A 12,469-nucleotide genomic window follows, 5' to 3' on the forward strand; every position below is an offset into this window, starting at 1 on the left:
GCGAAGCCGCCCGCTTTGAACGCGCCGAACAGGATGCCTGCGGCGAAGATGCCCCACGGCTTGCTTCTGCCGAGCAGGGCCACGGTGATGGCATCGAAGCCGATGCCGGCGTCGATGCCTGCAGAGAACCCGGTCGTCACCGTCCCGAGCACCTGCATGACACCCGCGAGGCCGACGAGGCCGCCGGAGATGAGCATCGCGTAGACGTAGGTGTTCTTCACGTTGATGCCGGCGACCCGTGCAGCATTGGGGTTCTCGCCGACCGCCCGGAACTGGAACCCGAGGCTCGACCGGTTGAGCAGCCACCAGGCGAAGAAGGTTGCCGCGATGACCAGGAGGAAGCCGAGGTGGAGGTTGTACCGCGGACCGAGGATCTCAGGCAGTGTCGCCGTCTCGAACATGGCAGGCGACTTCGGGTTGACGGAGCCGGGCTTCTGCAACAGGCCCGGAGTTCGGAGCATCCAGGAGATCAGGTAGAACGCGACATAGTTCAGCATGATCGTGAGGATGACCTCGTGGGCGCCGGTGCGTGCCTTGAGGAAACCGACGAGGCCTCCCCAGAGGGCGCCTCCGGCGATTCCTGCGACGAGCGCGACAATGAGGTGGACACCCCATGGCAGCTGGAACGAGAAACCCACCCAGCCGGCGCACGCGGCGGCGATCAGCATCTGGCCGCGGCCACCGATGTTGAACAGGCCCACCCGGAAGGCGATCCCGATTCCGAGCGCTGCGGCGATGAGCGGCGTCGCGAAAGTGAGCGTCTCGGTCAGCGGCTTGATCCCATCCAGGAAACCGTCGCGGCGGAAGTTGTAGATCGAGCCCTGGAACAGCGCCCCGTACGCGCCGGACACCGCGTTCCAGATGGCACCGAAGGTGTCACCAGGGGCGGCGAAGAAGTAGCCGGATGCGGCCTGCACGTCTTCATTCGTCACAGCGATGAGGATGGCGCCGATCACCAGCGCGAACAGCACGGCGAGGATCGAGATGACGAAGCTGCCGTTGACGATGTCCGAGAACACCTGGTTGCTCCTGGAGCGTCCCTCCGGCTCCGGAGCGAGCTTCGGCTCGTTGGCCGACGGAGCCGTCGTCGCCGTGGTCTCGCTCACGCGGCAACCTCGCCCGGGATCTCGCCGGCCATCATGAGGCCGAGAACGTTCCGTGGGGTGTTCCCGGGGACGATCCCGACGATGGAACCTCTGTACATCACTGCAATCCTGTCTGCGAGAGCGACGACTTCGTCGAGTTCCGTCGATACGACGACGACAGGGATGCCGGCATCCCGCGTCGCCACCATTCTCTTGTGAACGAATTCGATCGACCCGACATCGATTCCTCTGGTGGGCTGGCACGCCACGAAAAGCTTGAGGTCCCGGCTCAGCTCACGGGCGAGGACCACCTTCTGCTGGTTACCGCCGGAGAGCTGGCCCGCCTTCGAGTTGATCGATTCGGCGCGGATGTCGAACTCGTCCTTCTTCTCTTGAGCGAACTCCGCGAGGTACCCGAGCTGCAGGTTGCCGTTTCTCACGAAAGGCTCACGGTCCGACCTGTCGAGCATCAGGTTCTCGGCGATGCTGAAATGACCCACCAATCCGTCCTCGGTGCGGTCCTCGGGCACGAACCCGACTCCGGCGTTGAGGATCTTGCGCACGCTGAGGCCGGTGAGAGGTTTCCCGTTGAGGCTGATCTCCCCGGTCACCCTGGGCTGGAGGCCGAGGATCGCTTCGGTGAGTTCGGTCTGGCCGTTGCCTTGCACTCCTGCGATCGCGAGAATCTCTCCCGCGTGCACCTCGAAGCTGACGTTGTTGACGACCTTGAGTCCGAGGGGGTCGATCACGTCGAGGTTTCGGACGACGAGTCCTGCCGCACCCGGCCGCGCCGGTTGCTTGTGAACGGTGAGTTCGACGGCGCGTCCGACCATCAGGGCGGCCAGCTCCGAGTTCGATGCGGCCGGGGATGCTTCACCGACGACCTTCCCGAGGCGGATGACGGTGATCCGGTCGGCGACTTCCCGCACCTCACGCAGCTTGTGGGTGATGAAGACGATCGAGGTCCCCTCGGCCTTGAGCTGGCGCATGATCGTCATCAGCTCGTCTGTCTCCTGCGGCGTCAGCACAGCGGTCGGTTCGTCAAAGACCAGGACCCGGGCGTTCTGAGAGAGAGCTTTGATGATTTCGACCCGCTGCTGGACGCCGACAGGGAGGTCGCCGACGAGGGCGTCTGGGTCGACGTGGAAACCGAACCTGGCCGAGATCTCGCGGACCTTCGCTCGGGCGGCGTCGAGATCGAGCCGTCCCCCGAAACCGGTCTGCTCATGGCCGAGCATGACGTTCTCCGCCACGCTGAAGACCGGGATGAGCATGAAGTGCTGGTGCACCATCCCGATGCCGGCGCGCATGGCGTCGCCGGGGCCAGCGAACCGCTGCACCACGTCGTCGAGCAGCACCTCTCCCTCTTCGGCCTGGTAGAGGCCGTAGAGGACGTTCATCAGGGTGGATTTGCCAGCACCGTTCTCACCGAGGAGGCAATGGATCTCGCCTGGCTGGACGGTGAGGTCGATGGAGTCGTTGGCGACCAGCGATCCGAATCGTTTGGTGATGCCGCGAAGTTCGAGCTTCATGGGGAAATCCTACGTTCCAACAGATTGGGGAGACCAGCCGGAGCTGGTCTCCCCTTCTGTTTGCGGGTGTGACGTGAGGGAACTGCTACTCGGAGGCCGGTGACGACGGCGAGGTGACCTTGATGGACCCGTCGATGATGCCTGCCTTGATGTCGTCGAGTTCACCCTGCAGGGTGTCGTTGACCTTGCCCTCGAAGTCGTGGAACGGCGCAATGCCGACGCCATCGTTCTCCAGGGTGCCGACGTACGGGGATGCGTCGAACTCGTCGTTGCCCGCCGCGACGACGACGTCATAGACGCCTGACTTCATCTGCTTGAGGATCGAGGTGAGGAACAGTTCCTGACCCGAGTCAGCGGTCTCGTACAGGTCGGCGTCGACACCGAGCATCGCGACCTCCTTGCCGGAGTCCGCGATCGCCTCGATGGCGCTGAGGAAGATCGGTCCGCCGACGGGGAGCAGCACATCGGCGTCCTGCCCGATGAGCGTCGTTGCGAGCTGCTTGGCCGTGTCGTTGGCCTCGAAGCCACCGGTGAATGAACCGGTCTGGCCGGCGACATCCCAGCCGACGACCTTGACGTTCTTGCCCTTGGCCTCGTTGTAGTACGCAACGCCGTCGGCGAAGCCGTCCATGAAGATGGTGACGGTCGGGAACTGCATGCCGCCGAAGGTTCCGACAACGCCGGTCTTCGAGTAATCGGCTGCGGCGTACCCGGCGAGGAACGCGGCCTGGGCGGTGTCGTAGATGATCGGCTTGACGTTCTCAGCATCGATCGATGCGTCGTCGAGCATGATGAAGTTCACATCGGGGTTTTCCTCGGCAGCGGCAGCTGTCGCGTCGGCGAGAGCGAAACCGATGGTGGCGATGAGGTTGCAGCCCTGGTCCACGAGGCTCGTGAGGTTCGGGGCGTAGTCGTCTTCGGTGTCCGACTCGACCTCTTTCATCTCGACGCCGAGTTCGTCGGCCGCCTCTTTCATGCCTTCATAGCTGGACTGGTTGAAGGATTTGTCGTCGAACCCACCCGCGTCTGAGACGATGCAGGGCAGGAAGTCGGATGCCGCCTCCTTCGAGTCGCCATTGCTGGCCGGAGCCTGTCCGCAGCCGGCGAGCAAGGCGAGAACACCTGCACTGGCAAGGCCGGCGAAAGCGACCTTGCGGGTATTGATTGTCAATGTGACCTCCAGGATGCTGCCCTGCGGGACTCGCTAGGGCGGGTATGGGTACGTTACCGAATGTTACGAAGGTCGCTGCGCTCGGCGGAACTCTCGAAACAGAAGCGTTACATAGCGGTTCCCCGCGAGCGTATGGGGAACGCGTGAACGGGGGGCCTGTTCTCTCATGAGCATGTCTCCTCGAGCCGGCTGCCCGGATGAGCAGAAAGCCCTGCGGGAGAGCACAGCGCGGGATCCCACCCGACGTGCCACAATCAACCCATGAACGGGCGATTGATGCTTCTGGACACCGCGTCGCTGTACTTCCGCGCCTTCCACGGCCTACCCGACACCCTGCGTTCCCCAGACGGCACGCCCGTGAACGCGGTACGCGGCCTGCTCGACTTCATCGCGAAGCTGGTCACCGACTATCAGCCCGGTGAACTCGTCGCCTGCTGGGACGACGACTGGAGACCCGAGTGGCGGGTCGACCTCATCCCCAGCTACAAAAAGCACCGCGTCCTGGCCGGCGGCGAACCCGACGTCGAGCAGGTCCCCGACCTCTTGGTCGCGCAGATCCCCCTCATCCGGCAGGTTCTCAACACGTTCCGGATCGCTGTGGTCGGGGCGGCGAATCACGAAGCAGACGACGTCATCGGAAGCCTGACCGCCCAGGCGACCGGCCCTGTCGATGTCGTAACGGGAGATCGGGACCTCTTCCAGCTCGTCGATGACGCCCGCGACGTGCGGGTCATCTACACGGCTCGGGGCATGAGCAAGCTCGACGTGCTCACTGAGGATGTCATCCGCGCCAGGTATGGCGTGTCGGCTTCGCAGTACGCCGACTTCGCAGCCCTCCGCGGTGACACGTCTGACGGCCTGCCGGGTGTTTCCGGTGTCGGGGAGAAGACGGCTGCCGGGCTGCTCGACACCTTCGGTGACCTCGACGCGATCGTCGCCGCCGCCGCCCAGCGGGGTTCAGGCATGTCCGAATCCGTGCGGGCGAAGATCCTCGCCGCTGCGGACTACCTGCGGGTGGCCCCCACGGTTGTCAGGGTCGTGCGCACGCTCGAGCTTCCGAAACCGGAATCCCGCGTTCGCCCCCTGCCCGATGACGCACTCGATGCAGCGCGCCGGCTGGCCGCTGAACTCGGCCTCGGCGGGTCTGCCGACCGGGCGCTCCGCGCTTTGGGAAACGACCGGGAAGCATCCGCCGGCCCTGACCGCTCCTAGAGGACGTCGTCCCTGCCGGACAGCTTCAGGGCGTCGACGACGCTTTTCACCCGCTGGGCGTTGGCGCTTGTGGTCACCAGGAGGGCGTCAGGCGTGTCGACGACGACGATGTCCTTCACCCCGATGAGGCTGATCACCCGGCTGGTCTGGCTGACGACGATGCCGCTGGACGCGTCAGACAGCACCCGCGCGTTCTCGCCGAGGATCGCCAGGTCGGTCTTGCGCCCGCCGGAGTTGAGCTTGGCGAGCGAGGCGAAGTCCCCCACGTCGTCCCAGTCGAAGTGCCCGGGCACGACTGCAAGCCGGCCGGCGGCGGCAGCGGGTTCCGCAACGGAGTAGTCGATGGCGATCTTCGTCAAAGTGGGCCAGATCCGGTCGACGGCTGGGCCGCGAGTTGCCGGGTCGTCCCAGACGGATGCCAGCTCGACCAGTCCGGCGTGGAGCTCCGGCTGGTTGCGGGCCAGCTCCTCCAGCAGCACGTCCGCACGACTGATGAACATTCCGGCGTTCCAGAGGTGGGCGCCCCCTGACACGTATTTCTTCGCTGTGGCGAGGTTCGGCTTCTCGACGAACGAGTCGACGAGAAGCGCCGAGTCGGCGCCTTCCACGTCGAGCGCCGCACCGCAGTGGATGTAACCGAAGCCGATCGCCGGCTCGGTCGGCTGGATGCCGATGGCCGTGATGTAACCGGCATCGGCGGTTGCAACGGCCTGGGCGACGGCCGAACGGAAGAGGCGGTCGCCGCGGATCACGTGATCGGCCGCGAACGACCCGATGATGACATCCGGTTCGCGGTGCATGAGGATCGCTGCGGCGAGGCCGATCGCTGCGGACGAGTCACGGGGATCGCTTTCCAGAACGACGTTGTGGTCGGCCAGGTCCGGCAACTGGGCTTCGACGGCGGCCCGGTGCGCGCGACCGGTGACGACCATGATGCGCTGTTCGCCGGACAGGGGGACGAGCCGGTCCCAGGTGGCGCGGAGAAGGGTGCTGCCCGAGCCGGTCAGATCGTGAAGGAACTTCGGGGCGTCCGCCCTAGAAAGCGGCCAGAGCCTCGATCCGATGCCGCCGGCGGGGATCACACTGTAGAAGCGTTCGAGTGGACTGGTCATGATGCCCAGAGTACGGCACCGTCGTTTCGCGCCCGCTCGCGTCCAGATATCTCGACGTCAAGATGCTTAGGTTCCCCTTACCGGCGGACCGATGCCCCAGGACCGTAGACTATTGGGGCGCCGTTGTGACGCATGACCGCCTCATCAGCGGCCAGGAACGCTTTCAAACAGGGAGGGCCGTTCGTTGTCAGCGAAGACTGCAAGAACACCACCATTGGATTCCACTACCTCTCCACGCCCGGCAGGGACTCTCTACCGTGGGCGCGAGGGAATGTGGTCGTGGGTGCTGCACCGGATCACCGGTGTCGCCATTTTCTTCTTCCTGCTTGTGCACATCCTCGACACGGCCCTCGTCCGGGTGTCGCCTGAGGCGTACAACGCGGTCATCGGCACCTACCAGACACCCATCATGGGTCTCGGCGAGGTCGCGCTCGTCGGAGCGATCGTGTTCCACGCGTTCAACGGGCTCCGCATCATCCTCATCGACTTCTGGTCGAAGGGCACGCGCTACCAGAAAGTGATGTTCTACGTGGTGATCGCCCTCTGGGTTCTCACGATGCTGGCCTTCACGCCCCGCCACCTCATCAACGTCTTCAGCCACTAGGAGGGGAAGCACAATGTCTGCAACTCTCGACGCTCCCCGCACCGCGCTCCGTCCCGCCCGCAAAAGGGGCGTGAACTGGGAGAAGTGGGGCTGGATCTACATGCGCGTCTCCGGTGTCGTGCTCGTCGTCCTGATCTTCGGCCACCTGTTCATGAACCTGATCGTGGGCGACGGCGTCAGCGCCATCGACTTCGCTTTCGTCGGCGGCAAGTGGGCCGACCCGTTCTGGCAGTGGTGGGACGTCGTCATGCTGTGGCTCGCGCTGATCCATGGCGGCAACGGCATGCGCACCCTGGTCAACGACTACGCCCGCGGCCCGCGGATCCGTGCAGCTCTCAAGCTGTCGATCCTCGCCGCCGTTGCGATCCTCATCCTTCTGGGCACTCTCGTCGTCTTCACCTTCGAGCCGTGCCCGGTCGGGCAGCCCGCCGACCTCCTCCCCTCGTTCTGCACCGCGTGACGAGGAACTGAACATTTTGGATGCATCTGTGACTCAGGACCCAAGCGACGACGTCATCATCGACGGAGTGCACTACCACCAGTTCGACATCGTCATCGTAGGAGCCGGCGGCGCCGGCATGCGTGCGGCGATCGAAGCCGGCCCAGGCGCCAGGACGGCGGTGATCTCCAAGCTGTACCCGACGCGCTCCCACACCGGAGCCGCGCAGGGCGGCATGGCGGCGGCGCTCGCCAACGTCGAGGAGGACAGCTGGGAGTGGCACACGTTCGACACGGTCAAGGGGGGCGACTACCTCGTCGACCAGGATGCCGCTGAGATCCTCGCGAAGGAGGCCATCGACGCGGTCATCGACCTCGAGAACATGGGCCTCCCCTTCAACCGCACCCCTGAGGGCAAGATCGACCAGCGTCGGTTCGGGGGCCACACCTCGGATCACGGCAAGTCGCCCGTTCGACGGGCGTGCTATGCGGCTGACCGCACCGGGCACATGATCCTCCAGACGCTGTTCCAAAACTGTGTCCGCCTCGGCATCAACTTCTTCAACGAGTTCTACGTGCTCGATGTCATCATGAGCGACGTCGACGGCGTCGAGCAGCCCGCAGGCGTCGTGGCTTACGAGCTCTCCACCGGTGACCTGCACGTCTTCCACTCGAAGGCGATCATCTTCGCGACCGGCGGGTTCGGCAAGATCTTCAAGACAACCTCCAACGCGCACACCCTCACCGGTGACGGCGTCGGAATCATCTGGCGCAAGGGACTCCCGCTCGAGGACATGGAGATCTTCCAGTTCCACCCGACCGGCCTGGCCGGCCTCGGCATCCTCCTCACCGAGGGCGCGCGCGGCGAGGGCGCCATCCTCCGCAACGCGGACGGCGAGCGGTTCATGGAGCGCTACGCCCCCACGATCAAGGACCTCGCACCACGTGACATCGTGTCGCGCTGCATGGTGCAGGAGGTGGCGGAGGGCCGCGGCGCGGGCCCGCTGAAGGACTACGTGCTGCTGGACTGCACCCACCTCGGCGCCGAGGTGCTCGAGAAGAAGCTCCCCGACATCACCGAGTTCGCCCGCACCTACCTCGGGGTCGACCCGGTCGTCGAGCCGGTCCCCGTGATGCCGACCGCGCACTACGCGATGGGCGGCATCCCCACCAATGTGCGCGCCGAGGTGCTGAGCGACAACGACACCGTCGTTCCCGGCCTCTATGCCGCCGGCGAGTGCGCGTGCGTCTCGGTGCACGGCTCCAACCGGCTCGGCACCAACTCGCTCCTCGACATCAACGTGTTCGGCAAGCGGGCCGGCAACAACGCGGTCGAGTACGTGCAGACCGCCGAGTTCGTGCCGCTGCCCGCTGACCCGGCACGGGAGATCCGGCAGCTCCTCGAGCAGCTGCGCACGTCCACCGGCACCGAGCGGATCGCCGCGATCCGCAAGGAGCTGCAGGACGAGATGGACCGCAAGGCTCAGGTGTTCCGCACCGAGGAGTCGCTCGGCGAGATGATGGAGATCATCGTCGGGCTGCGCTCGCGGTACCGGAACATCGCCGTGCAGGACAAGGGCAAGCGGTTCAACACGGACCTGCTGGAGGCCATCGAGTTGGGCTTCCTGCTCGACCTGGCCGAGGTCGTCGTGTACTCCGCCCGCAACCGGCACGAGAGCCGGGGCGGGCATATGCGCGATGACTACCCGAAGCGCGATGACGCCGAGTACATGAAGCACACGATGGCCTATCTCACGGGCGACCCGCACTCCTCGCACGCCGACGACCACATCCGGCTCGGCTGGAAGCCGGTCGTGATCACGAACTACCAACCGATGGAACGGAAGTACTGATGTCGACAGTCACCGTCGAAGCGGCTCAGGGCCCGGCGCTCGGGGACGACCTCGAGGCGGCCCCTCCCGGCTCCTTCCTCGTCACGCTGATCATCCGGCGCTACATTCCCGAGATCGACGACGAGCCCCGCTGGCAGGACTTCGACGTGCGCGTGCTGCCCACGGACCGCATCCTCGACGCCCTGCACAAGATCAAGTGGGAGCAGGACGGCTCGCTCACCTTCCGCCGGTCCTGCGCGCATGGAATCTGCGGCTCGGACGCGATGCGCATCAACGGCCGCAACCGGCTGGCCTGCAAGACCCTCATCAAGGACCTCGACCCGTCGAAGCCGATCTATGTGGAGGCCATCAAGGGCCTGCCGCTGGAGAAGGACCTCGTGGTCGACATGGAGCCCTTCTTCGAGTCCTACCGGCAGATCCAGCCGTTCCTCATCGCGAGCAGCGCCCCACCCGAGGGCCGTGAGCGGATCCAGAACGCGGTCGCCCGCGAACGGTTCGACGACACCACCAAGTGCATCCTCTGCGCCGCGTGCACCTCATCCTGCCCGGTGTTCTGGACGGACGGCCAGTACTTCGGGCCGGCCGCCATCGTGAACGCGCACCGCTTCATCTTCGACGACCGCGACGAGGGCTCGAAGGTCCGCCTCGACATCCTCAACGACAAGGAGGGCGTGTGGCGCTGCCGCACGACGTTCAACTGCTCGGAGGCCTGCCCCCGCGGCATCGAGGTCACGAAGGCCATCCAAGAGGTCAAGCAGGCTCTGCTCACCCACCGCAGCTAGCCCTTTCCCTTCGCTCAGCAGGCATTTCGAACGCCGATCCTCCCTGCGCGCCCTTTCTGCCTGCGCAAGAGAATTGTGCCTGCTGAGCGAGAGTGAGAGGCGGCGGAGAACGCCCCTCCCCAGGCCCCGCCGGGCAGCGGCTCTCCTCGGTCGAGACACGGGTGGAGGTGCAGCGGGCTGAGCAGGCGAGGACACTGCCGGGATGTCCGCGGGATACGCCTCACCGCTACTTCGCACCTCCGCCCTTCGAGGTCGCGGAATGACCGCCGCGCAGATCGAGCGCGCAGTCGCGAGCGGAGATCTGTGGCGCGTCGTCCGCGGCTGGTACGCCGAGCCCGGGACCGACCCAGAACTGATCCGCGCGATGCGTCTTGGCGGGCGGCTCGGCTGCGTGTCGGCGCTCCGCCTGCACGGCGCATGGACACCGCCTGACGCGGGCATGCACCTCGCGATGCCCACGTCGGCGTCCGGCCGCCGGCTTCGGGACTCTCGCGAGCTCGTCGATGTCACCGTCCACTGGCGCTCCAAAGTCGGTCAGCAGGAGTGGCGTGCCGGAGTCAGCTCGGTGCCGAACGCGCTCGCGCACGCCGTCGAGTGTCAGCCGCCGCACCTCGCGGTCGCCGTGCTCGACTCGGCTGTTCGCCGCAGGCTCGTGTCACGGTCGGTCGTCCTGGCCCTTCTCCGCTCGCTGCCGGCGCGTCACCGTCCGATCGCGGAATTCCTCGACGGGCGCTGCGAGGAGGGCATCGAGAGCATCACCCGGTATCGGCTCGCCACAGCTGGGATCCAGGCAGAGCCCCAGGTGGTCGTCGACGGGGTCGGGCGCATCGACCTCCTGATCGACGGCTGGCTCGCGATCGAACTCGACGGGCGCGAGCACCATGCGCAGGAGCTCGCCTTCTCCCGAGATCGGCGTCGCGACGCCCTCCTGGCACAGCACGGGTTCTCGCTGTTGCACTTCAGCTACTCGCACGTGCTGTACGACTGGCCGCTCGTCCAGGCGAGCATCGAGTCGGTTCTGCAGCGCCGATGACGCGCGCGTCGCGGACCCAAATTGGGTACGTCGGCAGGCGAAATTCCTTGAGCAGGCAAATCGGGCCGCATGCCGACATCAGAGTCGTGGACGCCTGCTGAGGAAAGGGGACGACGGTTCTGCCTGCTGAGGGAAGGGGACGAGACACTGCCTGCTGAGCGGGAGTGCGGGGCGGCATCCCGGGCTGCGCGGCGGGTCAGTCGATGAAGGGCTTCTTGGGCGTGCTGTCGACGAGTTCCGCCCGGTCGAGGCGAGCGGTGGCGACGACACATGCGACGGATGCGCCGCCCATGACGGCGGCGAGAACGGCCATCCAGGATTCGATGTACATGGCAACCTCCTGCTTTCCTGAGAGGTATTCGGCGCCCTCGCTTCTGCGGTTTGGCGCCGTTTCCGGCCCTCGCCCAACACCGTAGGCTCTGGCCATGGCGAAAGACGCGGACGCGCTCGCGGTTCGCGACAATGAGGCCGTACTGACCGCCGCGAGCGCCAAGGCGACCTCGGCGCCCCCGCTCACGGGGATCGCCGCCCTCATCGACAAGCTGATGCGCACCCGCCCGATGCGGGTCTTCCAGCACTACAACGCCGACGGCGGCCCTCTGATGGCCGCGGGCATGAGCTACAACGCCGTGTTCGCCACGTTCGCCGCACTCTGGGTCACGTTCTCGGTGGCGGGCTTCATCATCTCGGGCAACGAGCTGCTGAAGCAGGGCCTGCTCAACGGGATCAACTCGGCGGTGCCCGGACTGGTGTCGAAGGACGGGGTCATCGACCCGAACGACCTCCTGTCCGCCAGCACGCTGAGCTGGGCCGGCGCGATCGCCCTGGTCGGCCTGCTCCTCACCGCCCTCGGCTTCCTCGCGTCCATGCGGGACGCCATCCGGCGCATCTTCGCCCTCCCCGGCGACACCACGTTCTTCTTGCTGCAGAAGGCTCGCGACCTGGGGCTCGCCCTCGGCTTCGGGGTGCTGATCCTGGTCTCGGCCGGACTGTCGTTCATCAGCAATGCGACTCTCGGCGCGATCCTGAACATCCTCGGCATCGACGAGAAGTCGATCTTCGCCGCCGTGCTCCTGAAGATCGCGAGCTATCTGCTCGTGTTCCTCGTCGACCTCGTGACGGTCGCGGGCGCCTACCGGATCCTCTCCGCCGTCGAGATCCCGCTGCGCCGGCTCCTCGTCGGTGCGGCGATCGGCGCTGCGGGGATCGGCATCCTCAAGGCCGCCTTCGGGCTCGGCCTGATCGGCGGCGTCGGCAACAACCCACTGCTGACCGGCTTCGCGGTGATCTTCGGCCTGCTCATCTTCTTCAACTTCTTCTGCCAGGTGCTGCTCGTCGCGGCGTCCTGGATCGCGGTCGGCATGGCTGACGCGGGGATCGATGCTCGCGCCCTGGGCCCGATGCAGGTGGAGCTCGACGACGCCGTGCGACTGGAGGAGGCACGGCGGCTGGTCGCCGACGCCAACCACCGGAAGGCCGAAGAGGAGTACCGCGCCGCGCGAGGCATCCGGAAGTGGCGACTGCGGCGCCGGATCGCGCAGGACGCCCGGAAGGAGGCTCGGCGGCGCCAGGCGGTGCCGACCACGGACGAGTTCGCGGCCGCCGAGGGGACGCAGGAATCGGGGTCCTAGGGCCCAAATAGGATGG

At 66.1% G+C, this 12,469-nt stretch carries 12 protein-coding genes; 7 read left to right on the forward strand and 5 right to left on the reverse strand.

Annotation, left to right across the window (positions count from 1 at the left end; genetic code table 11):
- The 3 genes from JWR33_RS03115 to JWR33_RS03125 form a co-directional block, all read right to left on the reverse strand.
- Positions 1-1,106, reverse strand: a 1,106-nt coding sequence (locus tag JWR33_RS03115; protein ID WP_297409383.1) for an ABC transporter permease, incomplete at its 3' end; no start/stop codon positions are given.
- Positions 1,103-2,617, reverse strand: coding sequence for an ABC transporter ATP-binding protein (locus JWR33_RS03120; RefSeq protein ID WP_297360624.1), 1,515 nt, complete (start codon positions 2,615-2,617; stop codon positions 1,103-1,105). The genes JWR33_RS03115 and JWR33_RS03120, both read right to left, overlap by 4 nt.
- A gap of 85 nt (positions 2,618-2,702) precedes the next feature.
- Complete coding sequence (locus JWR33_RS03125; RefSeq protein ID WP_297360626.1) at positions 2,703-3,788, reverse strand: BMP family ABC transporter substrate-binding protein; 1,086 nt, start codon at positions 3,786-3,788, stop codon at positions 2,703-2,705.
- Positions 3,789-4,049: 261 nt separating this feature from the next.
- On the opposite strand from JWR33_RS03125, the gene JWR33_RS03130 reads away from it, so the two are divergent.
- Positions 4,050-5,000 (forward strand): 5'-3' exonuclease, encoded by a 951-nt coding sequence (locus tag JWR33_RS03130; RefSeq protein WP_297409384.1) that lies wholly within the window; start codon positions 4,050-4,052, stop codon positions 4,998-5,000.
- On the opposite strand, the gene JWR33_RS03135 is transcribed toward JWR33_RS03130, so the two are convergent.
- Entirely contained in the window at positions 4,997-6,112 is a 1,116-nt protein-coding gene (locus JWR33_RS03135; RefSeq protein ID WP_297360632.1) for a mannose-1-phosphate guanylyltransferase, read from the reverse strand. The genes JWR33_RS03130 and JWR33_RS03135 overlap by 4 nt on opposite strands.
- 214 nt (positions 6,113-6,326) lie before the next feature.
- Between JWR33_RS03135 and sdhC the strand changes: the two genes are divergently transcribed.
- From sdhC to JWR33_RS03160, 5 genes are all read left to right on the forward strand, one after another.
- On the forward strand, positions 6,327-6,716 hold the full coding sequence (sdhC, locus tag JWR33_RS03140) for a succinate dehydrogenase, cytochrome b556 subunit (protein ID WP_297360635.1): 390 nt from the start codon (positions 6,327-6,329) through the stop codon (positions 6,714-6,716).
- A 13-nt stretch (positions 6,717-6,729) separates the two neighbouring features.
- Positions 6,730-7,176, forward strand: a complete 447-nt coding sequence (locus JWR33_RS03145) for a succinate dehydrogenase hydrophobic membrane anchor subunit (protein ID WP_297360639.1) — start codon at positions 6,730-6,732, stop codon at positions 7,174-7,176.
- 28 nt (positions 7,177-7,204) lie between these two features.
- Positions 7,205-9,007: a succinate dehydrogenase flavoprotein subunit gene (gene sdhA / locus JWR33_RS03150; RefSeq protein WP_297409386.1), complete on the forward strand. Its 1,803-nt coding sequence runs from the start codon at positions 7,205-7,207 to the stop codon at positions 9,005-9,007.
- Positions 9,007-9,789 carry a succinate dehydrogenase iron-sulfur subunit gene (locus JWR33_RS03155; protein WP_297409388.1) on the forward strand — a complete coding sequence of 261 codons (783 nt, stop codon included), beginning with the start codon at positions 9,007-9,009 and terminating at the stop codon, positions 9,787-9,789. Before sdhA ends, JWR33_RS03155 begins: the two co-directional genes overlap by 1 nt.
- Before the next feature lie 259 nt (positions 9,790-10,048).
- Positions 10,049-10,822, forward strand: a complete 774-nt coding sequence (locus JWR33_RS03160) for a DUF559 domain-containing protein (protein WP_297409390.1) — start codon at positions 10,049-10,051, stop codon at positions 10,820-10,822.
- A 196-nt stretch (positions 10,823-11,018) separates the two neighbouring features.
- On the opposite strand, the gene JWR33_RS03165 is transcribed toward JWR33_RS03160, so the two are convergent.
- On the reverse strand, positions 11,019-11,153 hold the full coding sequence (locus tag JWR33_RS03165; protein WP_297409391.1) for a hypothetical protein: 135 nt from the start codon (positions 11,151-11,153) through the stop codon (positions 11,019-11,021).
- A 94-nt stretch (positions 11,154-11,247) separates the two neighbouring features.
- Between JWR33_RS03165 and JWR33_RS03170 the strand changes: the two genes are divergently transcribed.
- Positions 11,248-12,453, forward strand: coding sequence for a YihY/virulence factor BrkB family protein (locus tag JWR33_RS03170; RefSeq protein ID WP_297409392.1), 1,206 nt, complete (start codon positions 11,248-11,250; stop codon positions 12,451-12,453).
- Positions 12,454-12,469: the final 16 nt, after the last annotated feature.

The sequence above is a fragment of the Naasia sp. genome (genome assembly GCF_025465545.1).
Taxonomy (GTDB): Bacteria; Actinomycetota; Actinomycetes; order Actinomycetales; family Microbacteriaceae; genus Naasia.

What these genes read in the sequence shown, in the direction of transcription:
- JWR33_RS03130 (WP_297409384.1), top strand. Translation starts at nt 4,050, where the DNA reads ATGAACGGGCGATTGATGCTTCTGGACACCGCGTCGCTGTACTTCCGC.
- JWR33_RS03120 (WP_297360624.1), bottom strand. Translation starts at nt 2,617, where the DNA reads ATGAAGCTCGAACTTCGCGGCATCACCAAACGATTCGGATCGCTGGTC.
- JWR33_RS03135 (WP_297360632.1), bottom strand. Translation starts at nt 6,112, where the DNA reads ATGACCAGTCCACTCGAACGCTTCTACAGTGTGATCCCCGCCGGCGGC.
- JWR33_RS03155 (WP_297409388.1), top strand. Translation starts at nt 9,007, where the DNA reads ATGTCGACAGTCACCGTCGAAGCGGCTCAGGGCCCGGCGCTCGGGGAC.
- JWR33_RS03160 (WP_297409390.1), top strand. Translation starts at nt 10,049, where the DNA reads ATGACCGCCGCGCAGATCGAGCGCGCAGTCGCGAGCGGAGATCTGTGG.
- JWR33_RS03170 (WP_297409392.1), top strand. Translation starts at nt 11,248, where the DNA reads ATGGCGAAAGACGCGGACGCGCTCGCGGTTCGCGACAATGAGGCCGTA.
- JWR33_RS03145 (WP_297360639.1), top strand. Translation starts at nt 6,730, where the DNA reads ATGTCTGCAACTCTCGACGCTCCCCGCACCGCGCTCCGTCCCGCCCGC.
- JWR33_RS03165 (WP_297409391.1), bottom strand. Translation starts at nt 11,153, where the DNA reads ATGTACATCGAATCCTGGATGGCCGTTCTCGCCGCCGTCATGGGCGGC.